A 25,063-nucleotide genomic window follows, 5' to 3' on the forward strand; every position below is an offset into this window, starting at 1 on the left:
GCGGGTGGTGCACTGGGCGGCTTCGGGGCGGCCGGACTCCCGTGAGTGGGCCTCGCGTGAGCGCACGGGCGGTCAGAGGCTCTTGGGTCGACCTGGCCGGGTTGTGCGCGTGCGAGACGGCCGGCGGCCGCATCGAGAGGGTTCGTGTCTCGTCACTCTCGTCGAGGGGGCGAGGGGGTGCCGACATGGTGGCGCTTGCTGCGGCTGCTCCTGTTCTTCGCTCGCGCGGGATGCGCTCGTGTCGCGCATGAGACATCAATGTCTCACATGGATTACTGTTGTCTCATGAGCTTTGATCGTGATCACGTGTTGCGTGCCGCTGCCGACCTGCTGACGCGCAAAGCCACAGCGACCACGGAAGAGGTCGCCCGGGCCGCCGGGATCAGCAGGGCGACGTTGAACCGTCACTTTCCCGGACGTGACGCCCTGGTGCGCGCCTTGGAGGACCTCGGCATCGCCGAGTGCGAGGCGGCCCTGGACGCGGCCCGCCTGGAGGAGGGGACGGCGGAAGACGCGGTACGCCGCCTGGTTTGTTCCCTCGAGTCCTGCACAAGCCTGCTCGCTTTCCTCTATTCCGAGAACCAACTCTTCGAGGGCGAGGAGCAGCACGCGGGCTGGTCCCGGATCGATGAGCGCCTCACCGCCCTGTTCCGCCGGGGCCAGGAAGCCGGCGAGTTCCGCATCGACCTCAGTGCGGTGTGGCTCACAGAGGCCCTCTACGGCCTGCTGGCCGCCGGCGGCTGGGCCGTCATCGAGGGCCGGGTGGCCCGCAACGACTTCAGCCACATGATCGTCGAGCTGCTGCTCGGCGGCACGATGCGAAGGGACGCATCATGACCCATCCCCTGCGTACGGCTGAGCAGGGCAGCACACCGCGGGCTCCGGGCCGCTGGATAGCCCTGGGCGTCCTGGTCCTGGCCGTGCTCCTCGTCGCGGTGGACGCCACCGTCCTCGGCCTGGCCACGCCCTACCTCAGCGAGGACCTGCAGCCCTCCGGCACCCAGCTGCTGTGGATCGGCGACGCCTACTCGTTCGTGATCGCCGGCCTGCTCATCTCCATGGGAAGTCTGGGCGACCGCATCGGCCGCAAGCGCCTGCTGCTGATCGGAGCGACCGCGTTCGGCCTGGTCTCGGTACTCAACGCCTACGCACAGACACCCGAGATGATGATCGTCGCCCGGGCGTTGCTCGGTGTCGCCGGCGCCACACTGATGCCGTCCACCCTCGCCCTGATCCGCAATCTCTTCCACGACCCCGGTGAGCGCAGTCTCGCCATCGGTATCTGGAGCGCCGCCGCCTCGGCGGGTATGGCGGTCGGCCCGATTGTCGGCGGGCTGCTGCTGGAGCACTTCTGGTGGGGCTCGGTCTTCCTGATCAACCTGCCCGTCATGGCGGTGCTGGTCGCCGTCGGGATCAAGATGCTGCCGGAATCGCGCAACCCCTCCCCGGGACCGTGGGACCTGCCCAGTGTCTTCCTCTCTCTGATCGGCATGGTCGGCGTCGTCTACGCCATCAAGGAGGCCGCCGCCGACGGGTTCACCTGGCCCATCCTCGCGGCGGGAGTGCTCGGCGCGGCCGCACTCCACGGGTTCGTCCGGCGCCAGCGCGCCCTGCCCGTCCCGCTGGTGGACGTCCGCCTGTTCCGCAACCGCGGCTTCAGCGGCGCCGTCCTGGCGAACCTGCTGACCATCCTCGGGCTGTCCGGTCTGCTGTTCTTCCTCTCCCAGTACCTGCAGCTGGTCCAGGACCGGCGGCCCATCGAAGCGGGCATCGCCGAACTGCCGGCCGCCGCAGGCGCGGTCGTGGCCGGTCTGATCGCCGGCGCCGCGGCACGGCGCTTCTCAGTGCGCGCGGTCGTAGCCAGCGGCCTGGCTGTCATCGGCCTGTCCCTGGCCGCACTGACCACGCTCACCCAGACCACCGGCTACCCCCTGATCGGTACCACCCTGCTGGTCGTCGGCTTCGGCGCCGGACTGTCGTTCACGATCACCTCGGACATCATCCTCACCGCCGTCCCCAAGGAACAGGCCGGCGCCGCCTCCGCTGTCTCGGAAACGGCGTACGAACTGGGTACCGCGTTGGGCATCGCTCTGCTGGGATCGGTCGTCACCAACATCTACCAGGACTTCACCGGACCGGCCGGAACCCCGCAAGCCGCACACGAGTCCCTGGCAGGAGCCGTCGTAGCCGCAGTCCACCTGCCCGCCGACGCGGCCGCCGCCCTGCTGCAGGCGGCACGCGAGTCCTTCGTCGACGGCGTGGCACTCGCCGCAGGCGTCGGTGCCGGCCTACTGCTCCTCGCCTCCGCCGTCGCCTGGTTCCTGCTGCGCGGTCAGAAGCTGAGCAACGGTCCTGTCCAGCACTGAGAAGTGAGAAGAACACTGGAAGCCGCGCCCGCCGTCTCAGGCAGAAGCCCCACCGGCAGGCAGGGCCTGGCGGCCAGGGTCCGCGTCGCCGGCGGCTCCGCCGCACAGTGGCTGGAACGGGCCGGCTGGGACCTCGTCCCGGTCGAGGAGGACCGCGACACCAGCGGCGGCGCCTACTCGACCCAGCGGGACCGGACCGCCCTGGGTGCCCCTGCACCGCAGGCGACCCAGGGCACCGTCTCCGGTGCGTCAGTCCCGGCCACAGGAACCAAGACGGCCCCGGAAAGCCCGACGCCCGCCGACAGCCGCCTCCAGAGCCCTGCCAACAGCAACCCGCTGAGGGGAAGACAATGAGCAATCGCCCCGCCGACATCACTCGGACCTACACCGACAAGGCCGGTCCGCGCAGCATGCGGATGTGGTTCCTGGCCCGCACCGGCGACCCCGTGGCGAAGCTCCTCGAACCAGGCTTCCGCGGCGACTCCTATGCGCTGTACGAGCGCATGCGGTCCCGAGGACCAGTCCACCGCAGCCGCACAGGGATGCTGGCCGTCCTCTCGTACGACCACTGCAGCCGAGTTCTCCGAGACGCCAGCTTCTCGATATGCGAGCCCGCCGCTCGCCCGGCCCGGATGCCCACGTCCACGCCACAGGTGGCCGAGGACAGTCCCGGCGGATCACGGGTGAAGGAATTCGATCAGGCATGCGCAGCCGCCGCTCCGCTATTGCGGCCGGCACTGCACCGGTCCGCCACCCGCATCGACACCACTGCCCATGACCTGCTCCGTCGGCATGCCGACGCCGACTCCCTGGACCTGATCAACGACTTCGCCTTCCCGCTGGCCGTTGCGTGCCTCAGTGAACTGCTGGACATCCCGGAGGCCTACTCACCACGCTTCGCCGAGATATGCGACGTCATCGGTAAACCCCTCCACAGCACGCCTTCCAAGTCCACAGCCGAAGCTGCACACGATGCGCACGAAGACCTGGCAGCCCTGGTCATCCGGCTCGAACACGAGCGGCGACACAGCCCGGGAAGCGACCTGATCAGCCGGCTCACCGCTCCCCGCGACGCAGACAAGGCAGACGTCGATCTACGCAGCCTGCTCGCATACGTGCATCGGCATGGTGACCGTCAGGACGAACAGGAAACTGGTGTGGCCGGACGGCCAGGCGCCGCCTCCGGCAAACTGAATCTGGAAGAGATCGCCCAGGTCTGCAGCACCCTCGTTGCCTCCGGCCTGGACACCGCAGCCTGCCTCATCGGCAACGCGGTAGCCGCACTCGCGGCCCACCCCGACCAATGGCAGACGCTCCGATCAACCCCTCGACTGGCGGGCAAGACAGTCGAAGAGACCTTGCGCTTCGATCCTCCGCACCAGTTCACACTGTGTACCCCTACTGCGCGAGTGCAGCTGGCAGGTCACACGGTGTCACCCGGCAACGGCATCCTCGTGATGCTCGCTGCGGCCCAACGCGACTCGAACCGGTTTCCCGAACCTGCCCGCTTCGACCTCACACGCAGCTCCCGACCCAGCCTCCTCACTGCCAACGGCTCGATGAAACTCGCGGTCTCACTGGCCCGGCTGACAGGAGAGGCAGCGCTCAGGACCCTGGCGAACCGACTGCCGCAACTGCACCCGGCGGGACAGGCAGTCCGCAGGCCCGGAGCAGCCGTCAGCGGCTTCACCCAACTGCCGTTCCACACTTCCACAACTGCACCCCGGCCTCGGAGCTTGTAACGCCGGAGCGATCACCAGGGCCTCGGCCGGTGGCGGACCTGTCCCAAGCCGAACCCCGCCTCCAAGGGCAGCAGTTGCCTCCTCCGTTTTCGCACGGATGTGAGAGCCGCCCGCACACGCCCTCGACCAGTCGAGTTCACCGACCGCATTCAGTTCGGCGAGCAGCATGCGGTGCAGCCGGACAGAGAGCCCAGTTTGCTGCCACCGCGGCAGACGCCGCCGGCAGGTAGGGCAGCTACCAGCGCGTTCGCGCCTACCCGCACGACAAGCGCACCTCACCGCAGCAGGTGACCGCCCGGCCGCCCTCGCCCCGGACCGTCGCCGGATGGATCCTCCGCCGTCCGGACACCCTCACCGAGACCGAGCGACTCCAGTTCAAGGCTGTCCGGACGCACTGCTCCGAACTCGACGCCCTCACCGGGCACGTCCGCTCCTTCGCGACCATGCTCACCGAGCGCCAGGGCGAGCGCCTGCCCGACTGGCTCGACGCCGTCCGGCAGGACGACCTGCCCAGCCTCCACACCCTCGCCGCGGGCATCGACCGCGACCATGATGCCGTCATCGCCGGCCTCACTCTGCCGTGGAGTTCTGGCGTCGTCGAAGGGCACGTCAACCGGATCAAGATGCTCAAGCGCCAGATGTTCGGCCGGGCCGGCTTCCAGCTGCTGAGGAAGCGAGTCCTGCACGCAGGATGAGCTCTGGTGCCGTGCGATAGATTGCGGGCGACACGAGAGAAGAGCTCGCATGGACTCCCGCATCCCGCGGTTGCGACGCAAGCTGGCACGCATCCCCTACGCGCCCAACCGAAGCCACTCCTTTGGGGAGGAGCGACACGAATTTCGTCTCGGCCCCCGCCTCACCAAAGGTCAGGCAGATGCCTTTCAGGCCGAGCATGACGTGGAACTCCCGCAGCCCTACCGGGACTTCCTCACCAACATGGGCGGCAGTGGTGCGGCTCCGTACTACGGACTGATCTCGTTGCAGGACTGCACGCTCTTCACGATGAACTCCAGAAACGCCAGCACGGGCTCAAGAGGATTCAGCCGGGCCTACCGCCCCACCCGCCGTGGTGACCTGTTCCTGCACGTCATCGAACGCGGCTGCAGCGATCTCGTCCTCATAGGCATAACCGGTCCTCTCACCGGGCGCATGCTCATCGGCAACGCAGACGGCTTCTGGGGCCCGAACGTCTCCTCAGCCCCGGACTTTCTCGCCTGGTATGAACGATGGCTCGACCACATGGCTGCCGGACAGGACAACCGGGCTCTGGAGCTCACCTCACCCCAGCTCCGAGCGCATCCGATCCCGCAGCGGCTCGCTCACTCGCCGTGACCACTCCACAGAACCTGAGCCAGAACCGCTACCCGTGGACAAAGCCACCCGGACCTGGCGGTGATCCCTCCACCGTCCACGGGCCCGGCCCACGGGCGGCGACAACGGCTCGATCACCGCCCAGGCAGGGTCAGTTATCGCCCCGTCCCGCATGACCAGTCGAACGATCGGATGACCGCAAAGACACTGCTCAGGACGTGACCGTCACTCGCGGACCTTCTTCCGCAAGGCGGCGTTCTCCGCCTCCAGCGGGGCGGCGGCTGGGCCGGTTCCTGCGTCCGCCGCCCCCGGGGACGGCTCACACCGGCTGCCCTCACCCAGTTCCGCAGCGTCTTCGGATCGATCCCCGGATCGGCGGCGGCCGACCGGATCGTTGCTTCCGGCCGCGACTCGTACAGCACGATCGCATCCGCCTTGAACTGCGGCGGGTAGTTCCTCATGACCAAGAGATGTCCGTCCTCAGTTCGCTCAGGACCCAGTGTCTGGTGCGTCCAACATCCGGGGGCAAGGCCCGTCAAGGCCCCCCATCCCCTGCGGCCCGCCTGGGCCGGCGGCCCGGTCGCCGGTACCGGCGGGCGAGGGTCCCCGTGCGGCGGACGGTCAGAGGCTGCCGGGGGACCGGTGCTCCGCCGGCACTGGACGCCGCGTCCGGCACTGGACGCCGCGTCCGGCAGTGGACCGCTCGACCCGGCGGCGGGGGCGGCTCTGCTCCCTCCGGCGCCATGGCCCAGCCCTGATCCGCCCTCCGGCGCGCCCCGGGGCGGGGACGCCCGGCCGTGCGGATCCGGCTCCGGTTAGCCTGAGCGCATGCGTGTCACCAGGGACCTGCCGACGCTCGCCGCCGGCGAGGTGGACGTCCCCTTCGTCATCCAGGGGTACGAGGAGGTCGTCAACGCCGACACCGCGTGGAACGAGCACTCGCACCCGTGGCACGAACTTCTGTGGAACGAGCACGGCACGTCCACCGCCGTGGTCGGCTCCCAGGTGTGGTGCATCACGCCGACGTTGGGACTGTGGATGCCGGCCGGGCAGCTGCACTCCGCCTCCGCGGTCGCGGGCACCTCCTACCGCGCCCACTTCTTCCGCCACGGCACGGAGTCGGCGCTGCCCGACGTGCCCGTGGCCGTGGAGATCACCCCGCTGCTCCGGCTGCTCCTGGAGCGGCTCGAAGAGGTGGGACTGACGCAGCGCTCCCGGGCCGTGACCGAGGCGATGGTGCTCGATGTTTTGCGGCCGTCGCCCCGGGCGCTGCTGGTGCAGCTGCCCACGTCCTCGTTGCTGCGGCCGATCGTGGAGGCGGTGCGGGCCGACCCGGCGGGCCAGCGGACACTGGACGGCTGGGCCGCCGCGCTGGGTTGCAGCGCGCGCACGCTGGCCCGCGCCTTCCGTGCCGAGACGGGCACGAGTTTCGCCCGCTGGGTCGCCTCGGTCCGGGCCCAGCACGCCGTGCAGCTCCTCTCCCTCGGACACGAGGTCGACGTGGTGGCCGACGCGGTCGGCTACCGCTCGGCGAGCGCCTTCGGCGCGGCCTTCCGGCGGACGACCGGCATGACGCCCGGCAAGTTCCGGGCGCGCTGAGAACCCCGGGGTGAACGTCTTCCCGCGCGGGGGAGGCACCGCGTGCGTGTCCCGATCGCTACAAGGGCTGTCGAAAAGGCTCGATTGATCAACGCGCCCTCCCTCCATACTCTGTGCAGGTAAGCCTTACCTAATCTTCTGTGCCAAGCTCGGTGCCCTGCTCCACGACCCACAGTCCGCGGTCCGGACGTGCGAGTCCTGGCACCCGCGACCGAAAGTGAAACCGGGTCGATGAAAACCCCACGCCTGCGTGCGCTCGCCCTCGCGGCGGCACTCCTGTTCGGACTCACCGCCTGCGGCGACGGATCAGCGGACAAGGACGACAGCGGTTCCGCCGGAGCCGCCGGTGCCGGCCAGTTCCCGGTGACGATCAAGCACGCGCTCGGGACCACCGAGATCCCCTCCAAGCCCCGGCGCGTCGCCACCGTGAACTGGGCCAACGACGAGGTCCCGCTCGCCCTCGGCGTCGTCCCCGTCGGCATGGCCAAGGCCAACTTCGGCGACGACGACGGCGACGGCGTGCTGCCCTGGGCCGAGAAGCGGCTCAAGGAACTGAACGCCGAGACCCCGGTGCTGTTCGACGAGACCGACGGCATCGACTTCGAGGCCGTCGCCGACACCAAGCCCGACGTCATCCTCGCCTCGTACTCCGGACTGACGGAGCAGGACTACGAGACGCTCAGCCAGATCGCTCCCGTCGTGGCCTACCCCGAGGCCGCCTGGGCGACCCCGTGGCGCGACATCATCCGCCTCAACAGCAAGGCCATCGGACTGGCCGACGAGGGCGACGAACTGATCGCCGACCTTGAGGGACAGATCGAGAAGACCGCCGCGAAGTACCCCCAGCTCAAGGGGAAGACGGCGATGTTCATGACGCACGTGTCGTCCAAGAACGTCAGCCAGGTCGGCTTCTACACCACCCACGACACCCGCACGCAATTCTTCACCGACCTCGGCCTGAAGATCCCCGCCAGCGTCTCCGGACCGTCCGGGGCGACGAAGAAGTTCGTCCTCACCAAGAGCGCCGAGCACATCGACGACTTCAACGACGTCGACATCATCACCGGCTACGGGGACGACAAGGGCGAGCTGCTGAAGGCCCTCAAGAAGGACCCGCTCACCTCCAAGCTGGCCGCCGTGAAGCGGGACTCCATCTACCTGCTGCCCGGCAGCACCCCGCTGGCCACCGCCGCCAACCCGACCCCGCTGTCCATCCCGTACGTCCTTGAGGACTACGTGAAGGCGCTCGCCGAGGCCGCGGACAAGGCCGCGTGACCGTCACCGAGACCCCGCCCGCGCCGGACACCGCCCCGCTGCGGCGTCCGGCGCGCGTGCGCGTCATCTGGCTCCTCGCCGTCGCCGCCGTCCTGCTGGCCGCCATGACGGCCTCCCTCGCCTTCGGCTCCCGCGACGTCGCCTGGGCCGACGTCTGGTCGGCGCTCGGCGGAGCGCAGGCCAGCCTGGAGGAGGCCGCGGTCGCCAACCGCGTACCTCGCACCCTCCTCGCCGTCATCGTGGGCGCCGCCCTGGGCCTGTCCGGCGCGGTGATGCAGGGCGTCACCCGCAACCCGCTGGCCGACCCCGGCACCCTCGGCGTCAACATGGGCGCCTCGCTCGCCGTGGTCACCGGCATCGCCTACTTCGGCCTGGCGTCGGTGTCCGGATACATCTGGGCGGCGATGACCGGAGCGGCCGTGACCGCGGGCTTCGTGTACGCGGTCGGCTCGCTGGGCCGGGGCGGCGCCACCCCGCTGAAGCTGGCCCTCGCCGGTGCCGCCACCTCGGCCGCGCTCGCCTCACTGGTCAGCGCCGTCGTCCTGCCGCGCAACGACGTCTCCGACACCTTCCGGCTGTGGCAGATCGGCGGCGTCGGCGGCGCCACCCACGCCCAGCTCGGCAGCGTCCTGCCGTTCCTCGCCGCCGGCTTCGTCGTCTGCCTGGCCTCCGCCCGCGCCCTCAACTCCCTCGCCCTGGGCGACGAGTTGGCCGCCGGACTCGGCGAGCGGGTGGCCCTCGTGCGGGCCGCCGCCGCGCTCGGCGCGGTCGTGCTGTGCGGCGCGTCCACCGCCGTCGCCGGGCCCATCGCCTTCGTCGGACTCGTCGTACCACACGCCTGCCGGCTGCTGGTGGGCGTGGACCACCGCTGGCTGCTGCCGTTCTCCGCGCTGAGCGGCGCCGTCCTGCTGACGGTCGCCGACGTGGTGGGGCGGGTCGTGGCCCGGCCGTCCGAGATCGAGGTGGGCATCGTGACCGCGTTCGTCGGCGCCCCCTTCTTCATCCACATCGTCCGCCGGCAGAAGGTCAGATCACTGTGAGCGCCCCCGTCGTCACCGCCCCGACCACAGTGCACACGGTCACCCGCGCGCGGGTCCGCCGCGCGTACCGGCGACGGCTGACCGTCTGCGCCCTGCTGGTCCTCGTCGTCGCCGCGTTCGCCACCACGCTCATGGCCGGGCACACCTTCTACCCGGCCTCCGACGTGCTGCGCGTGATCACCGGCGAGCAGGTGCCGGGCGCCTCCTTCACCGTCGGCACGCTGCGGCTGCCGCGCGCGGTGCTCGCCCTGACCGCCGGGTTCAGCTTCGGCATGGCCGGCGTCACCTTCCAGACGATGCTCCGCAACCCGCTCGCCAGCCCCGACATCATCGGCATCAGCGCGGGGGCGAGCGCGGCGGCGGCCATCGCCATCGTCACCTTCTCGCTGAGCGAGACCCAGGTGTCTGCGCTGGCGATCGCCGCCGCGCTCGGGGTGGCGCTGCTGGTGTACGTCCTCGCGTTCCGCGACGGGGTCGCCGGCACCCGGCTCATCCTGATCGGCATCGGCATCGCCGCCCTGCTCGACAGCGTCACCTCCTACGTGCTGTCCCGGGCCGGTGAGTGGGACCTCCAGGCGGCGATGCGCTGGCTCACCGGCAGCCTCAACGGCACCACCTGGGAGGAGACCGTGCCCACCGTCCTGGCCGTGCTGGCGCTCGGCCCGGTGCTGCTGTTCCAGGGCCGCAACCTGAGCGCGCTGAGCCTGGGCGACGACACGGCCTCCGCGCTCGGCGTCCGCGTCGAACGCACGCGCGTCACCGTGATCGTCGCCGCCGTCGGGCTGATCGCGTTCGCCACGGCGGCGGCCGGGCCGATCGCCTTCGTCGCGTTCCTCTCCGGGCCGATCGCCGCCCGGCTCACCGGAACCGGCGGCTCCCTGCTGGTGCCGGCCGGCCTGGTCGGCTCCCTGCTCGTCCTGGTCGCCGACTTCACCGGCCAGTACGCCTTCGACACCCGCTACCCCGTGGGCGTCGTCACCGGCGTCCTCGGCGCCCCCTACCTCGTCTACCTGATCGTCCGCACCAACCGGGCCGGAGGCTCACTGTGACCGCGTCCCACACCCTCGCCACCGAGGACCTCACGCTCGGCTACGGCGACCGCGCCGTCATCCAGGGCCTGGACCTGACCCTCGCGGCCGGGCGCGTCACGGTCATCGTCGGCGCCAACGCCTGCGGCAAGTCGACACTGCTGCGCTCGATGTCCCGGCTGCTCGTCCCGCGCACCGGCCGCGTCGTCCTGGACGGCAAGGAGGTCCACCGCACCCCGGCCAAGGAACTCGCCCGCACCCTCGGGCTGTTGCCGCAGTCACCGGTCACCCCCGAGGGCATCACCGTCCTCGACCTGGTCGGCCGCGGCCGCCACCCCCACCAGCGGGCCTTCTCCCGCTGGACGGCCCAGGACGACGCCGCGGTGGCCGCCGCGCTGGAGGCCACCCATACCACCGAACTGGTGGACCGGGCCGTCGACGAACTCTCCGGCGGCCAGCGCCAGCGCGTGTGGATCGCGATGGCGCTGGCCCAGCAGACCGACCTGCTGCTGCTCGACGAGCCCACCACGTTCCTCGACATCAGCCACCAGATCGAGGTCCTCGACCTGCTGACCGACCTGAACCGGACCCGCGGCACCACGATCGTCATGGTCCTGCACGACCTCAACCTGGCCGCCCGTTACGCGGACCAGCTCGTCGCCCTGGCCGCCGGCCGGCTGCACGCCACCGGAACGCCCGAGGAGGTGATGACCGAGGACACGGTCCGGGCCCTGTACGGCATGGACAGCCGCGTCATCGAGGACCCGGTCTCGGGCAAGCCCCTCGTCCTGCCGCTCGGACGCCACCACACGAGGACCGAAGGCCCGGCAGCCGCTCCCGCGTCGGAGCCGGCCGGGAGCCGCTGACCGTGCACGCCAGAATCGCCGCCGTACTGCCCGACCTCTCGCCCTGGCACTCCTCCCGCGACTTCCGCCTGCTCTGGACGCAGGGCGTCGTCACCTACGTCGGCAGCGTCATGGCGCTGATCGCACTGCCGTTGCAGATCAAGGAACTGACCGGCTCACCGCTCGCGGTGGGCGCGATGGGCGCCGTCGAACTGGTGCCGCTGATGGTCTTCGGCCTGTACGGCGGGGCACTGGCCGACGCCGTGGACCGGCGCAAGGTCATCGTGCTGACCGAGGCGGGACTGGGACTGCTGGCCGCGGTCCTGCTGCTGAACGCGCTGCTGCCCAGCCCCATGCTGTGGCCGCTGTACGTGGTCGCGGCCGGTGTCGCGGCACTCGCCGGACTCCAGCGGCCCGCGCTGGACTCGCTGCTGGCCCGGATCGTCCCGCACGATCAGCTCGCCGCCGCGGCCGCGCTGAACTCGCTGCGCTGGCAGACCGGCGCGATCGCCGGACCGGCGCTGGCGGGCCTCGTCGTCGCGTACGCGGGCAACAGCACCGCGTACGCCATCACCGTGGTGAGCTTCACGGTGTCGGTCCTGATGTGCCGCCGGCTGTCCCCGGTGCCACCGGTCGAGCAGGCGGCCAGGCCGTCGCTGCGCGGCATCGCGGAAGGGGCCCGGTACGCCTGGTCCCGGCCGGTGCTGCTGGGCACCTACGCGGTCGACCTGGCGGCGATGTTCTTCGCCTTCCCCAACACCGTCTTCCCCTTCCTCGCCGACGAGCTCGACGCCGACTGGTCGCTGGGCCTGATGTACGCGGCGGGCTCCGTCGGGTCGCTGCTGGTCAGCCTGACCAGCGGCTGGGTGTCCCGGACACGGCGACACGGACTGCTGGTGGTGTTCGGCGCGGCCGGCTGGGGGCTGGCGATGGCGGTGGCCGGGTGGACGTCGAACGTCTGGCTGGTGCTGCTGTGCCTCGCACTGGCCGGAGCGGGGGACATGCTGAGCGGCCTGGGCCGCTCCACCATCTGGAACCAGACCATCCCCGACCGGCTGCGCGGCCGGCTCGCCGGCATCGAGGTCCTCTCCTACAGCGTCGGCCCGCAGCTGGGCCAGGTCCGCGCCGGGGCGATGGCCGGCTGGACCGGCGTCCGCCCCGCCATCTGGACGGGCGGACTCGCGTGCGTCGCTGCGGTGGGCCTGCTCGCCGCCGCTCTGCCCAAGCTCATCAGCTACGACGCCCACACCGACGAGGACGCCCGCCGCCGCGCCGCCGAGGGCACCGGACCCGCCCCGGGCCGCGAGGACGCCGACGCCGACCGGTAGCCGGGACCGAGGCGCGGCCGTAATCACCCGTCCGGCCACCCACGCCCAGGAGGCCGTTGACGGCACCCGGCGAGCCCTGATCCTCCCACTGCTCATCGGCCTGTTCACGGAGGTCGACTGCCTCAGGAGCCGCCGAGCGGCACGGCCGAGGCGGTCGACTGTGTGATCGGAAGTGCCGAGACGCCTCGGTGGGCAGCACGCTGCTGGCCGAAACAGGCCGCCTCGAAGCGTTCACCAGTGACCTCCTCGCGCTGGCCCGCCTGGAGGCCGACGACTTCCAACTCAACCTGTAATAACGGACTTGACAGCCCTCGTCGGGCAGGCTGCTGCGGCTTGGCGGACAGCGGCCGACGGCTACGGGGTGACGCTGAGGACCGAATCGCCCAGTGGTCCGGTCATGGCGGTGACCGATGCGTTCCGTGTCCGGCAACTACTCGACGGCTTCATCGGCATTGCCCCGCGCGTCGTTCCAGCCGGTGCGCCCGTCGTCCTGGTCTTGCGTGCCGACAGTCAGGACGGCTCGCTTGGCCCGCAACTGGAAGTCAGGGACGGGGGACCCGGGCTCGAACCCGAGGACGAGGCGAAGGCGTTCCAGCGGGGCGTACCGCGCGACCGCTACCGTACGACCCGCCCGGTCGGCAGCGAGCTGGGCCTGGCCATCGCTCACCGGCTGGCGACCCGCCTCGGGGGGCGGATCACCGTCGTCGGTCACGGGCCGGAGGGCGGCGCCCGCTTCACCGTGACCCTGCCGCTGCGGGAGAAGAGCTGAGCCAGGCGGAAGCCGGTTCCGGAGAAGCGGGGCAGCATGTCGCAGTCCGGAGACGGCCTGCCTGGCCCTGGTCGAGAGAGGGTTTCTCGCGGCTACGGTTCGTTCCCCGAAGTGATCATCCGATTGCGGGAGAGGTGTCACTCATACGGTCAGGTGGGTTGTCTGCGTGCGTTGGCAGCGTGTGGGAGCTGAGCAGGTGTGCTCGACTTCCTTGATCGTGCAGGGCATGGTCCTCGGCGTGCGCAGGGCGTGTCGGCCGCAGCCGGACCGACTGCGGCGGGCCGACGGGGGGCGGGAGCGGAGGCGCCGGTCGGTGCTCCTGTGGTCGCCTGCCACCTCGACCAGCCGGGCACGGCCCACGCCTACCGCTGGTGTGCGGGCTGGTGGCTTTGTCCGCCAGAACCGAAGTCGTCCGTCTACGGCTTCGGGAGTCACCGCGCGGTTCTGTTCCATGATCAATTTCGATAAGTTTGGGAGTCACTCACGGTCCGGCGAGCGACCTCTGGACTCGGATGGATCCGTAACGAGGAGAAGGGTGAGTGACTGAAGTGGTCTTTTCGGAAGCGCTGGAGGACTGGGTCTACTGGGACCAGGCCGCATACGAGCTGGGGTTGAGCCTCGGTTTGCTCACGCCTGACGTTTCCTTTTCGAAGAGCAAGAGGATCTTCTGGGAAGACAACCCGGCTGGGCGAGCTCTCCACGCCACCCTCTTGGCGCTTGTGGACGCCGGCTTGCTGGAGTCGCGCGACGATGACGAGGAGTTCCGGTGGGCGTCTACCAAGTTCCTGAACGTATTCGATGACTGAACCTTAGCCGCCGGCTGGTTGGGCTCCGGCTTATGAGCGGACCGGTGTTGGTGATCGAGTTGGCGGAGGCCGTCCCTCGCGTGGCGATCCAGCGGCTCCGCGAGTTCCTGCTCGGCGCCTCTGCACGGTTCGAGGAGAAGCGGGTCGGCGAGGACGACCTGAACATTCACGCGGAGAGCCCTGGGATCACGGATGCCGTGGACGTAGACGGACGTCGGCCCGTCCTGGTCTCTCTCATGGGGCCTAGAATCGGTGACGAGGCCGTCTTCGAGGCCGAGCACGCCGACGAAGTCGACCAGGAACCCCTCATTGGTTTCACTCCCACCCACGCGGTCGGCGTCATCGCGTTCTGCAACCGTGCTGTCGACCACCTCGTCATAGCCCTGCTGACCGCCGCTGTCATGGATGCCATCGGTGGTGTCGCCAACGCCGAGCTGCGAGAAGATCAGGTTTCAATCGTGGCCGGCCTTCGCGGCATCGTTGCAACGATGACCGATCCGTGGCCCGCCGTGTATGGCTCGGCGGAATTCCTCCAAGCGTGGGCCCAACAGCCTGGTTTCCGGCTTCTAAAGTAGCCGGAACTCAGCCAGCCGGCTCACGCGAGCAGTACCCGCGTGCGTAGCAGCTTGAAGCCGGCTCGGCCCTGGCGCTCGGTGAGCCTGGTCGCGAAGGAGCGGACGTGCCGGGTGAGGGCCTCGATTTCGGGGCAGTGGCCGCGGACAGTCTTGAGCTGGAACTGTTCGGGCTCGGTGGGGGTTTCCGGGCGGCGGAGATCCATCCGGCGACCGTCCGGGGCGAGGGCGGCCGGGCGGTCACCGGCCGTGGTGAGGTGCGCTTGTCGTGCGGGTAGGCACGAACACGCTGGTAGCTGCCTTTGTAGCCGAGCGGCACGATCTCCTCCCACAGCTTCCAGGCGTTGGTGCAGCCCTCGTTCCAGCGGTCGTCGAGGTAGGGCTTGTACTCATCCAGGACGCAGTGCCGGTGCTGCCACTGGCCGACGAAGAGCTCTTCTGGTGTCGCGGCGTCGGCGAACTGTTCGACAGTGCGGTAGGTCATGCCGAGCTGGCGCTGGGTCGAGCGGCGGCTGTGCCCGGCCTCCAACAGCGCGTGAACGGCGGCGTGCCGGGCCCGGGTCCGGTCGGCGAACCGGTGTCCTCGCGGCCAGGGTGATCCGTTTGCTTCCTCGGCAGTGGCGGGTTCTGGCTCGGTCTCGCGGGCCGCAGGGACCAGGAATCGAAGGCAGCGGCGATGCTGGGCGACGGCCCGTTCGGCGGCTTCGCTCAGGTTGTGCCAGAGGTGCCACCGGTCCGCGACCTGGATGGCTTGTGGCGCGCCGAGGGCGGCGCCCTCGGCGAACGGCGCGGTAGGCCAGGGCGAGTGACCTGGTGCGTTGCCGTGACGGTGCGAGCATGCCGACGCCGTCCGTCAGGCACTGTTCAGCACGCTGCGGTGAGCCGAGGGTCAGCCAGCAGCGGCTGGCGTCGATCGTGAGGTCGGCAGGCCACATCCATCCGGCCCCGGGCGGAGTGGTGATGGGCTGGGCCCGCTCGAGGTACTGCGCGGCGGCGACGAGAGCACGGCTGGTGGCGGAACGGTCGCCGAGTATCGCGAGCGCACCCGCACGCCGCAGGTGCAGCAGTGCGCGGGCGGCGGGCGAGGTGGTGCTGCCGCGGGCACAACCGTCAGCGCGACGAACAGGGCCAAAACTCTCGCGCACCACAAGCAGGAGGTGTCAGGCGGCTCCTCTCGATGTCCCCGCTCCGACCGATGCCTTCGCAGCGCTCGAAGGCAACACGATCAAAGCCTGCCTGGAGCAGCGCTATCCCGGTCTTCCCGTACTTCAGGTGAATACCTGGATCACCGGCGCAGGCCGGTCCTGGGCTTGATCGGTTTCGCCGTCCCGTCGCATGCTGAGGACACTTGCAGGACCGGCGGTGGGGCCGTACCGATCCCACGCTCTCGGCGTGCGACCACCTCTTCCCCGCTCCGCGGGCCGCACCCACATCCGCCCGGCCGGGCCATCTTCGGCCGGGACGTCACGATCTGCCACGTGAGGGTTGTGCTATGTCACTCCACGAGGACCATCGGCCGTTGTCCGGAGCCCAGGAGGGACTCTGGTACGCCGGACGGCTCGCGTCCGACAGCGCTGCGTACAACACCGCAGAGGCGGTGGAGATCCATGGTGCCCTCGACACGGACCTGTTCGAGACCGCGCTGCGCCGGGCCGTGGGCGAGGCCGACACCTTCGCCCTGCGCTTCCTCGACACCGACGACGGCCCTCGCTGTCACTTTGCCCCCGACGCGGACGACTGGACACTGCGCCGGATCGACGTCAGCGACGCAGACGATCCGGAGGGAGCCCTCTGGGGGGCGGTCCGTACCGAGCTGGCCACTCCGGTGGACATGGACAAGGGCCCGCTGTTCGCCAACACCCTGTTCACCCTCGCCCCGGACCGGTACGTCTGGTTGCTGAGGGCCCATCACATTCTGCTCGACGGTTACAGCTACAAGCTTCTCGGCCGTCGTCTCGCCGATGTCTACAACGCCTTGGCCGCAGGCCGTGAGCCCGCCCCGGGCACCTTCGCCTCCGTGAGCCGGCTGCAGGGGGAGGAGGCGGCCTATCTGGCCTCCGAGCGCTGCGTGCGGGACCGGGAGTACTGGTCGGGGCGGCTGGCCGGGCTGCCCGAACCCGCGCGGCTCAGCCGCCGCACCGCCGCGTCCGCCGCCCGCTTCCTGCGCCGCACACTGGAACTGCAGGGCGCCGACGTCAAGGCCCTGTCGGATGCTGCGGCCCGGTTGGGTGTTACGCGCACCGATCTGCTGACCGCCGCCGTGGTCGCCTATCTGCACCGGATGACCGGTGCCGACGACCTGGTGCTGGGCATGGCCACGATGAGCCGGTCCGGCAGTGCGGCCCTGCGCACTCCGGGTACGGCCTCGGATGTTCTGCCGCTGCGGGTGGCTGCCGGTCCCGGTCCGGGCGTGGGTGAGCTGGTCCGATCGGTTGCCGGGGAGGTGAAGGCGCTGCGCCGGCACCAGCAGTACCGAGGTGAGTTCATCCGTCGTGATCTGAACCTGCTGGGGAGCGGGCGGCGGCTGTACGGGCCGGTGCTGAACATCGTGCCGTTCACCGAGTCCCTGGACTTCGGCGGTCATCCGGCCACCTGGCACCACCTCTCCGGCGGCGTCATCGAAGATCTTCAGATCAGCGTGCGGCCCGGGGCCGGGCCCGACGGGCTGTGGCTGGCCTTCGACGCCAACCCCGGCCTGTACGACGAGGACGAACTCACCCTGCATCGCGACCGGTTCCTGGCCCTGCTGCGCGGGCTCGCCGAGGCCTCGCCCGCGACGTCTGTGGCGGACTTGGACCTGCTGCTGCCAGGCGAGCACCCGCGCGAGGCCCCGGTGCGGGATTTCCCGGTCACCGCGACCCTCACCGACCTGTTCGAACGGCAGGCGAAAGCCGGGCCGCAGCGCGTCGCGGTCACGCACGAGGGCGAACAGCTCACCTACGCCGAGTTGGATGCACAGGCCAACCGTCTGGCCCGGTTGCTGGCCGAGCGGGGTGCGGGGCCGGGCCGGGTGGTGGCGCTGGCCGTGCAGTGGGGTCCGCGGCTGCTGCCCGCGCTGCTGGCCGTGCTCAAGACGGGTGCCGCCTGCCTGCCATTGGAGCCGGGGCATCCGGCGGAGCGCCTGCGGCTGGTCACGGACGACGCCGCGCCCGTGCTGCTGGTCACCGAGGCAGGTCTCGCTCCGCGTCCGGGCGGCGATGTCCCCGTGGTGCTGCTGGACGATCCGGCCGTCGAGGAGGAGCTGGCCGGGCGGCCGGCCGACGAACTGGCCGAGACCGAACGCCGGGGCCCGACGAGCCCGTCGGACATCGCGTTCATCATCCACACCTCCGATTCCACCGGCCGACCCGAGGGTGTGCCGGTGGCGCACGCCAACGTGGTGCGTCTGTTCGCCGCCGCGGCCGAGCACTTCGACTTCGGTGAGGACGACGTGTGGACGCTGTTCCACTCCCACGCCTTCGACTTCTCGGTGTGGGAGATGTGGGGTGCCCTGCTGCACGGCGGCCGGCTCGTGGTGGTCCCTCACGCAGTCAGCCGTTCGCCGCGCGACTTCCTGGAACTGCTGCACCGCGAGGGGGTGACCGTCCTCAACCAGACGCCCTCCGCCTTCGAACAGCTCATCGAGGCGGACGCTGAGCGGAGGGCTGAGGCCGCGCCGACCCCGGCGGACACACTGCGCTACGTCATCCTGGGCGGACAGCCCGCGCGCCCCGAGCGGCTGCGACCGTGGGCCGAGCGGCACGGCCTGGACAGCCCGGCACTGGTGAACATGTACGGCATCACCGAGACCGCCGGATTCGTCACGCACCACCGCATCACACCGGCAGACCTGGCGGATCCCCATGGCCGCCCGATCGGCAGGCCCCTGGCGGATCTGCGGGTGTACCTGCTGGACGCCGCGGGGCGCCCGGTGCCGCCCGGAGCGACCGGCGAGATGTACGTGGCCGGCGCGGGTGTGGCCGCCGGATACCTGGGCCAGCCCGAGCTGACCGCCGAACGTTTCCTGGACGACCCCTTCGGCCCGCCCGGCACCCGGATGTACCGCTCCGGCGACCTGGCCCGGCGCCGAGCCGACGGCACCCTCGACTACCTCGGCCGCGCCGACGCACAGGTGCACATCCATGGTTTCCGCGTCGAGCCGGGTGAGATCGAGGCCGTCCTGGCCGCCCACCCGCAGGTCTCCCGGGCCGCCGTGGTGGTCCGCCGTGTCGAGAGCGGCGCCCAGCAGCTCGTCGCCTACACCGTCCCCGCCGGACAGGAGCCGCCGAGCTCGGCGGAGCTGCGCGCCCATGCCGCCGCGCACCTGCCGGAGCACATGGTCCCTGCAGCCTGCATCGTTGTGGAGGCGCTCCCGCTGACCGCCGACGGCAAGCTCGATACCGGTGCCCTGCCCGCACCCCGAGAGGTCACCGCCGCCGCGGCCGACACACGCCCCACCACACCCGAGCAGGTCCTCGTGTGCTCCCTTTTCGAGGAGTTCCTGCAGCTGTCCCCCAACACGGTCGGCACCGACGCCGACTTCTTCGACCTGGGCGGCGACTCGCTGCTCGCCGCCCGCCTGCTGGCCCGGCTGCGCCAGGACAGCGGCGTCAAAGTGTCCCTCACCACCCTCTTCGAAAGGCCGACTCCCGATGCGCTCGCGCAGCGGCTCGCCGACCGGCCCGGGAAGGACTCCGCACGCTCGGCCCTCGGCGCCGTGAAGCGTCCGGAGCGCGTGCCGCTGTCCTATGCCCAGGAACGCATGTGGTTCCTGAACCGACTCGACGACTCGGCGGCCACCTACAACATCCCTCTGGTCGTGCCGCTGGTGCCGGACGTGGACGCCGACGCGCTGCGCGCAGCGCTCGGCGACCTGGTCGACCGGCACGAGAGCCTGCGCACGGTCTTCGCCGAGCAGGACGGCGACCTCCACCAGCGCATCCTGCCGCCGGGCGAGCTGCGCCCCCGGTGGCACCGCGTGGACTGCCCGGCCGACGAGGTCGCCGCCCACGTCTCGGCGGCCTGCCGGCACCGCTTCGACCTGACCGGCGAGAGCCCTCTGGTCGCTTTCCTGTTCGGGCCCGAACAGGAGCGGACTCTGCTGCTCGTTCTCCATCACAGTGTCGCCGACGGCTGGTCGATGCGCCCCTTCGCCGACGACTTGACCGCCGCCTATGCGGCGCGGCGCGCGGGCCGGGCACCGGAGTGGGCGCCGCTGCCGGTGCAGTACGCCGACTACGCCCTGTGGCAGCGCGCCCTGCTGGCGCCCGCCCCAGACGGTCCGGGGCGGCTGGAGCGGCTGACCGGGCACTGGCGCGAGACGCTGGCGGGTCTGCCCGGGGAGTGCACCCTGCCCGGCGACCGGTCCCGTCCCGCAGCCCTGCGCGGTGGCGGCGCCCACGTCACCGTGGCTGTGGACGCCGCCCTGCATCGCGACCTGCTGGCACTGGCCGACCGGGAGGGCGCCAGCCTGTTCATGCTGCTGCACGCCGCGGTCAGCGCCCTGCTCACCCGCTGCGGCGCGGGCGAGGACATCGTCCTGGGCACCCCCGTTGCCGGCCGCACCGAACCCGCCCTGGACCAGATGATCGGCCTGATCACCAACACCTTGGTGCTGCGGGCCGACACCTCGGGCGATCCCGCCTTCCGGGACCTGCTCGCCCGGCTGCGCACGGGCGACCTGGCGGCGCTGGACCACCAGGACCTGCCCTTCGACCGGCTGGTGGAGGAGCTCAACCCGCCCCGCAGGCCCGGCCGTCACCCGTTGTTCCAGGTCATGCTGGCCCTGCAGAACAACGAGCCCGCCGTGCTGCGGCTGGGGGAGCACGAGGTGCCGCTGCGGCCGACGGCCACCGGCACCGCCAAGTTCGACCTGTTCGTCGACGTCTTCCAACGGCACCTCGACGGGGGCGCCCCCGCCGGCCTGGACCTGCACGTCGAGTACGCCACGGACCTGTACGACGCCGCTACCGCCGAGGCGTTCGCCCGCGCCCTGAACGACGTCCTGCGCACGGTGTGCGCCGATCCTGGTGTCCGCGTCGGTGAGCTCCCGGCGCTGCCGGAGCGCACCCCCGCTCCGTCGCGTCCCGGCACCGCGGAGCTGGAGGACACCGCGCTGTCCGTGCCCGGCATCCGTGACGCGGTCGCCCTGCCCGGCGCCGGCAGTGAGCCGTTGCGCCTGTACGTGGTGCCGGGCCGCGCGGACGCCACGGAACGTGTCGAGGAGGTCTTGCACCGCGCGGGCCTCGGCACGGTCCGCGTCACGGCTGTCAACACGCTGCCGCTCGACGGTGACGGAGCGCTCGACACCGAGGAACTGCGCGCCCTGCCCCTGGTGGACCGCACCGCGGCCGAGGCCTGGCGGGACCGTCTGACCCGCCTCCCCGGCGTCTCCAGCGTCGAGGTGTCGGTGGAGAACACCCCAGAGGAGCTGGGCCGTCGGCACGTCGGTCTGCCCGGCCGCGCCGAGCCGCCCGCCCAGCCCACCGGCACCGGGTCCGTCTCCGCCGCTCCGGCGCTCAGTGAGGGGCCGGAACTGGTCGAGCCTTCGGTGTCCGGCTGGGCGCAGGCCTTGGTGCGGGCCGCGGAGCGGGCTCAGGGCGACATCGTGCACGTGCATACCGATGGCAGTGAGCACCGGCGCAGCTATGCCTCCCTGCTGGACGAGGCCTCCCATGTGCTGGCGGGGCTGCGGCGGGCCGGGCTGCGCCCAGGCGATCAGGTGATCCTGCAGTGTGATGCCAGCGAGGATTTCCTGGCCGTGTTGTGGGGCTGCATCCTGGGCGGTTTCGTCGCGGTGCCGCTGACCGTGCCGGCCTCCTACGACACGCCGTCGGCGGCGTTGACGAAGCTGGAGGGCATCTGGCGGATGCTGGGCCGGCCCTCGATGGTGTGCTCGGCGACGCTGGAGGCGGGGCTGCGCGCCCTGGCTGCCCGGCAGGACTGGCCCGGGCTGCGGCTGACCACGGCCGACGCGCTGCGCGAGGCGCCCGAGGACCGCGACTGGCATGCGGCCGGGCCCGATGACCTGATCCTGATGCTGATGACGTCGGGCAGCACCGGACTGCCCAAGGCGGTGCGGCTGACCCACCGCAACGTGCTGACCCGGTCGGCGGCCACCGAGCAGATGAACCGGCTGGGCGAGCGGGACGTCTCCTTGAACTGGATCCCGCTGGACCACGTCACCGGGGTGGTGATGTTCCACCTGCGGGATGTGTATCTGGGCTGCCGTCAGATCCACGCCCCGACCTCCTACATCCTGCAGGACCCGCTGCGCTGGATGGACCTGGCCGACCGGCACCGGGTCACCGTCACCTGGGCGCCCAACTTCGCCTTCGGGCTCCTCGCCGAGCAGTCCGGCCGCTTCACCGACCGCGCCTGGGACCTGTCCCCGATGCGGCTGGTGATGAACGCCGGCGAGGTCGTCGTGGCCTCGGCCGCCCGCCGGTTCCTGCACGCGCTGAAGCCGTTCGGCCTGCCGCAGGACGTGATGCACCCCGGCTGGGGCATGTCCGAGACCTGCTCCGTCGTCACCGACGCCGTCCTGCCCGGAGAACCCGTCGCGGGCGAGGGGACGTTCGTCAGCTGCGGCCTGCCCTACCCCGGGTTCGCCATGCGGATCGTGGACGAGCAGGGCAGGCTCCTCAACGAGGGTGAGGCGGGCCGGTTCCAGGTCCGCGGCACCTCCGTGACCGGCGGCTACCACGACAACCCGGCCGCCAACGCCGAGGCGTTCACCGAGGACGGCTGGTTCGACACCGGCGACCTGGCCTTCCTGCGCGACGGCGAGCTGTACATCACCGGCCGCGCCAAGGACGTCATCATCGTCAACGGCGTCAACCACTACAGCCACGAGATCGAGGCGTGCGTCGAGGAACTGCCCTACGTGGAGCGCAGTTTCACCGCCGCCGTCGCCGTGCGCTCCGACCCGGCAGCCACTACCGATGAGCTGGCCTTGTTCTTCCATCCCGCTGGGGGGCAGGATCGTGTTGCCGTGTTGCGGGAGATCGCGGGCAAGGTGACCCGGGAGATCGGTGTCAGCCCGGCCTTCTTGATCCCGGTGGAGCCCGGGGCAATTCCCAAGACCGAGATCGGCAAGATCCAGCGCACCAGGCTGCGCAAGAGCTTCGAGGCGGGCGCCTTCGACGACATCGTCCGCGAGACCCAGCTGCTGCTGGGCAGCGCCGCCACCCTGCCCGACTGGTTCCTGCAACCGGTATGGCAGCGCGCCGAACACCACCGCCCCCGCGCGGCGGCCGGCCGGCACACCCTCCTGCTGGCCGGCGGCGACCCGGGCGTTCACCGGCTCGCGGAGCGGGTCGCCGACGCGCTGCGGGCCGAGGGCGGGCTGTGCACCGTGGTGCGTTACGGGACGTCCTGCACCCGGCTCGACGCCGCCCATTACCGCGTCCGGCCCGCCGAGGAGGCCGACTACACGGCGCTGCTGCGCCAACTGGAGACCGACCTGCGGCCGGTCGACGCCATCCTCCACCTCGACGGGCTGAGCAACGCCGGGGCGCCGGAGACGGCACCGGCCGACGAAACCGGTACGGAACGCCTGCTCGCCCTGGGCCGGGTTCTCGCCGCCCGGTCCGGCTCATCGCGTCCGGTCGATCTGCTGTACGTGACGGCGGGCGCCCAGGCGGTCGGCGCCGGCGAGCGGCCATCTCCGGTGCGGGCCATGGCCGGTGCCGTGCTGAAGTCGCTGGGGGAGGAGCTGAGCGGGCTGCGGTGCGTCCACCTCGACCTCGACCCGCACGGCGATGAGGACCCGCTGCCCGGGCTGCTGGCCGAGGCGGCCGGCAGCACGGCCGACACCGAGGTCGCCCACCGCGGCGGACACCGCTACGTGCGCCGCCTGGCCCCGCTGGCGGACACGCCGGCGCAGAGCCAGCCGCCCGCCGCCGACGGCTTCACCCTGATCACCGGCGGCCTGGGCGGGGTCGGCGCCGAGCTGGCCGCCTACCTGCTGCGCACCCCCGGCACCCGGCTGCTGATCCTGGGCCGCACCCCGCTGCCCGCCCAGGGAACCGAGGCCGCCGAGGGAGCCGGGGCCGCCCGTATCGAGGTTTACCGGCGGCTGCGGGAGCTGGGCGAGGTGCGCTACGCGTGTGCCGACGTCACCGACGAACAGCAGGTACGCGAGGCGGTCCGGGACGCCGCCGAACACTGGCAGGCGCCGCTGACGGTGGTGCTGCACCTGGCCGGCAGCCTCATCGAGCGCCCTGTCGGTGACCTGGATTCCGCCGCCTGGCGCCGGGCCCTGGAGGCGAAGGTGCACGGGGCCTGGACCCTGCACCAGCTCACCCAGGAGCACCCGGTGGCCTCCTTTGTCACCTTCTCCTCGGTCAACGGCTACTTCGGCGGTGCGCTGAACACCGCCTACGCCGCCGCCAACGCCTACCTCGATGCGCTCGCGGTGCACCGCCGGGCCCTCGGCCTGCCCGCGCAGAGCCTGGCCTGGAGCATGTGGCGCGAGCGCGGCATGAGCCGCGGCTACCGCCTGAGCGCGCTCACCGAGGCCCGCGGCTACCGGCTGCTGGACACCGGTGCCGCGCTGCGCTCCTTCGACCTGGCCCGCACCCTCGACGAGCCCCACCTGCTGATCGGTGCCGACCGCAGCGCCCCCTGGGTCCGCAGCCACCTGGCCGCCCCCGCCCGGCAGGTCCGACGCCTGGCCGCCCGCGTCGCCCTGGACGAGGGCACCGACCTGGGCGCCCTCTACCGGGGGGCCGCCGACATCGCCGCCGGCGTGGGCCTGTCCGACCACTGGGTGCTGCGCGCGGCCGGGACCGCCCACCGGGCGACGGCGTCCTTCGACGACGCGGGCGAGGACCTGCGGGACCTGGAGCGCCGCCTGGCCGAGGTGTGGAGCGAGGTGCTGGGCCGCGACCGGGTCGGCCGGGAGGAGAACTTCTTCGACCTGGGCGGCAACTCGCTGCTGCTGGTCGCCGCCCAGAGCGCCGTCAACCGCACCTTCGCAACCGACCTGCCGGTCGTCGACCTGTTCGCCCACCCCACCGTGCGCGACCTGGCCCGCCACCTGTCGACCCTCACCGGCTCCGGAAACACCGAGGCGGCCGCCGAAGCGGAGCCCCGGGCGCCGCTCAGCCCCGCCGCGAGGACCACCGGGTCCAGCGGCCTGGACCGCGCCAAGGAGCAGGCCCAGCGGCAGCGCGCGGCCCGCGCCCGCCGCTCCGCACGGCACGGGAGGGACCGAGGCCGTGCCTGAGAGCACCGAACCGCAGGACGGGCCGGCAACCGGCCACCGACGAAATGCCCGGTGCTGCCGCTGTCCAGGCGCACCGCTGCTGCCCGGCGCGACCAGCCCGCGGTCCTGGTCCGCGGGTTCGGGCGGGATCCGGGACCGCGTCTGGCCGGCATCGCCCGCGCGCCGCGCGCCC

General features: G+C 71.3%; 17 protein-coding genes and 1 pseudogene. 16 read left to right on the forward strand and 2 right to left on the reverse strand.

Going from position 1 to position 25,063, the window contains the following annotated elements:
* Positions 1-285: 285 nt before the first annotated feature.
* From ACF07N_RS34315 to ACF07N_RS34340, 6 genes and pseudogenes are all read left to right on the forward strand, one after another.
* A complete protein-coding gene (locus tag ACF07N_RS34315; protein WP_392120571.1) occupies positions 286-837 on the forward strand; it encodes a TetR/AcrR family transcriptional regulator in 552 nt (183 codons plus the stop codon).
* On the forward strand, positions 834-2,366 hold the full coding sequence (locus tag ACF07N_RS34320; RefSeq protein ID WP_392120573.1) for an MFS transporter: 1,533 nt from the start codon (positions 834-836) through the stop codon (positions 2,364-2,366). Before ACF07N_RS34315 ends, ACF07N_RS34320 begins: the two co-directional genes overlap by 4 nt.
* 3 nt (positions 2,367-2,369) lie before the next feature.
* Positions 2,370-2,720, forward strand: coding sequence for a hypothetical protein (locus ACF07N_RS34325; RefSeq protein ID WP_392120575.1), 351 nt, complete (start codon positions 2,370-2,372; stop codon positions 2,718-2,720).
* On the forward strand, positions 2,717-4,108 hold the full coding sequence (locus ACF07N_RS34330; protein WP_392120577.1) for a cytochrome P450: 1,392 nt from the start codon (positions 2,717-2,719) through the stop codon (positions 4,106-4,108). Before ACF07N_RS34325 ends, ACF07N_RS34330 begins: the two co-directional genes overlap by 4 nt.
* A 230-nt stretch (positions 4,109-4,338) precedes the next feature.
* Positions 4,339-4,803 (forward strand): annotated as a pseudogene (locus tag ACF07N_RS34335) (transposase); the annotation flags it as partial.
* Between the two features lie 49 nt (positions 4,804-4,852).
* A complete protein-coding gene (locus tag ACF07N_RS34340) occupies positions 4,853-5,440 on the forward strand; it encodes an SMI1/KNR4 family protein (protein WP_392120579.1) in 588 nt (195 codons plus the stop codon).
* Positions 5,441-5,574: 134 nt separating this feature from the next.
* On the opposite strand, the gene ACF07N_RS34345 is transcribed toward ACF07N_RS34340, so the two are convergent.
* Complete coding sequence (locus ACF07N_RS34345; RefSeq protein WP_392120580.1) at positions 5,575-5,880, reverse strand: transposase; 306 nt, start codon at positions 5,878-5,880, stop codon at positions 5,575-5,577.
* 367 nt (positions 5,881-6,247) lie between these two features.
* Between ACF07N_RS34345 and ACF07N_RS34350 the strand changes: the two genes are divergently transcribed.
* The 9 genes from ACF07N_RS34350 to ACF07N_RS34390 all read left to right on the forward strand — a co-directional run bounded on the left by ACF07N_RS34350 (position 6,248) and on the right by ACF07N_RS34390 (position 14,684).
* Positions 6,248-7,018 (forward strand): AraC family transcriptional regulator, encoded by a 771-nt coding sequence (locus tag ACF07N_RS34350; protein ID WP_392120582.1) that lies wholly within the window; start codon positions 6,248-6,250, stop codon positions 7,016-7,018.
* A gap of 231 nt (positions 7,019-7,249) precedes the next feature.
* The gene (locus tag ACF07N_RS34355) at positions 7,250-8,293 is read left to right on the forward strand and encodes an iron-siderophore ABC transporter substrate-binding protein (protein WP_392120584.1); all 1,044 of its coding nucleotides are present in this window, start codon (positions 7,250-7,252) and stop codon (positions 8,291-8,293) included.
* On the forward strand, positions 8,290-9,333 hold the full coding sequence (locus ACF07N_RS34360) for a FecCD family ABC transporter permease (protein WP_392120586.1): 1,044 nt from the start codon (positions 8,290-8,292) through the stop codon (positions 9,331-9,333). Before ACF07N_RS34355 ends, ACF07N_RS34360 begins: the two co-directional genes overlap by 4 nt.
* The gene (locus tag ACF07N_RS34365) at positions 9,330-10,382 is read left to right on the forward strand and encodes a FecCD family ABC transporter permease (protein WP_392120588.1); all 1,053 of its coding nucleotides are present in this window, start codon (positions 9,330-9,332) and stop codon (positions 10,380-10,382) included. The genes ACF07N_RS34360 and ACF07N_RS34365 overlap by 4 nt, the downstream gene beginning before the upstream one ends.
* Positions 10,379-11,227 carry an ABC transporter ATP-binding protein gene (locus ACF07N_RS34370; protein ID WP_392120590.1) on the forward strand — a complete coding sequence of 283 codons (849 nt, stop codon included), beginning with the start codon at positions 10,379-10,381 and terminating at the stop codon, positions 11,225-11,227. The genes ACF07N_RS34365 and ACF07N_RS34370 overlap by 4 nt, the downstream gene beginning before the upstream one ends.
* A gap of 2 nt (positions 11,228-11,229) precedes the next feature.
* Positions 11,230-12,534 carry an MFS transporter gene (locus tag ACF07N_RS34375; RefSeq protein WP_392120592.1) on the forward strand — a complete coding sequence of 435 codons (1,305 nt, stop codon included), beginning with the start codon at positions 11,230-11,232 and terminating at the stop codon, positions 12,532-12,534.
* A gap of 301 nt (positions 12,535-12,835) precedes the next feature.
* Positions 12,836-13,303: a sensor histidine kinase gene (locus tag ACF07N_RS34380; RefSeq protein ID WP_392120594.1), complete on the forward strand. Its 468-nt coding sequence runs from the start codon at positions 12,836-12,838 to the stop codon at positions 13,301-13,303.
* Positions 13,304-13,842: 539 nt separating this feature from the next.
* Complete coding sequence (locus tag ACF07N_RS34385; protein ID WP_392120596.1) at positions 13,843-14,109, forward strand: hypothetical protein; 267 nt, start codon at positions 13,843-13,845, stop codon at positions 14,107-14,109.
* Between the two features lie 32 nt (positions 14,110-14,141).
* A complete protein-coding gene (locus tag ACF07N_RS34390) occupies positions 14,142-14,684 on the forward strand; it encodes a DUF6368 family protein (RefSeq protein WP_392120598.1) in 543 nt (180 codons plus the stop codon).
* 20 nt (positions 14,685-14,704) lie between these two features.
* On the opposite strand, the gene ACF07N_RS34395 is transcribed toward ACF07N_RS34390, so the two are convergent.
* Positions 14,705-14,887, reverse strand: a complete 183-nt coding sequence (locus tag ACF07N_RS34395) for a hypothetical protein (protein ID WP_392120600.1) — start codon at positions 14,885-14,887, stop codon at positions 14,705-14,707.
* Between the two features lie 1,286 nt (positions 14,888-16,173).
* Between ACF07N_RS34395 and ACF07N_RS34400 the strand changes: the two genes are divergently transcribed.
* Complete coding sequence (locus ACF07N_RS34400; protein ID WP_392120602.1) at positions 16,174-24,891, forward strand: amino acid adenylation domain-containing protein; 8,718 nt, start codon at positions 16,174-16,176, stop codon at positions 24,889-24,891.
* Positions 24,892-25,063 lie beyond the last annotated feature (172 nt).

Source organism: Streptomyces sp. NPDC015242, from assembly GCF_043079125.1.
Lineage (GTDB): Bacteria > Actinomycetota > Actinomycetes > Streptomycetales > Streptomycetaceae > Streptomyces.

Bases quoted from the DNA above. Each gene is read 5' to 3' on its own strand.
- ACF07N_RS34315 (WP_392120571.1), top strand. From the start codon at position 286: ATGAGCTTTGATCGTGATCACGTGTTGCGTGCCGCTGCCGACCTGCTG.
- ACF07N_RS34320 (WP_392120573.1), top strand. From the start codon at position 834: ATGACCCATCCCCTGCGTACGGCTGAGCAGGGCAGCACACCGCGGGCT.
- ACF07N_RS34330 (WP_392120577.1), top strand. From the start codon at position 2,717: ATGAGCAATCGCCCCGCCGACATCACTCGGACCTACACCGACAAGGCC.
- ACF07N_RS34340 (WP_392120579.1), top strand. From the start codon at position 4,853: ATGGACTCCCGCATCCCGCGGTTGCGACGCAAGCTGGCACGCATCCCC.
- ACF07N_RS34345 (WP_392120580.1), bottom strand. From the start codon at position 5,880: ATGAGGAACTACCCGCCGCAGTTCAAGGCGGATGCGATCGTGCTGTAC.
- ACF07N_RS34350 (WP_392120582.1), top strand. From the start codon at position 6,248: ATGCGTGTCACCAGGGACCTGCCGACGCTCGCCGCCGGCGAGGTGGAC.
- ACF07N_RS34355 (WP_392120584.1), top strand. From the start codon at position 7,250: ATGAAAACCCCACGCCTGCGTGCGCTCGCCCTCGCGGCGGCACTCCTG.
- ACF07N_RS34390 (WP_392120598.1), top strand. From the start codon at position 14,142: ATGAGCGGACCGGTGTTGGTGATCGAGTTGGCGGAGGCCGTCCCTCGC.
- ACF07N_RS34395 (WP_392120600.1), bottom strand. From the start codon at position 14,887: ATGGATCTCCGCCGCCCGGAAACCCCCACCGAGCCCGAACAGTTCCAG.
- ACF07N_RS34400 (WP_392120602.1), top strand. From the start codon at position 16,174: ATGTCACTCCACGAGGACCATCGGCCGTTGTCCGGAGCCCAGGAGGGA.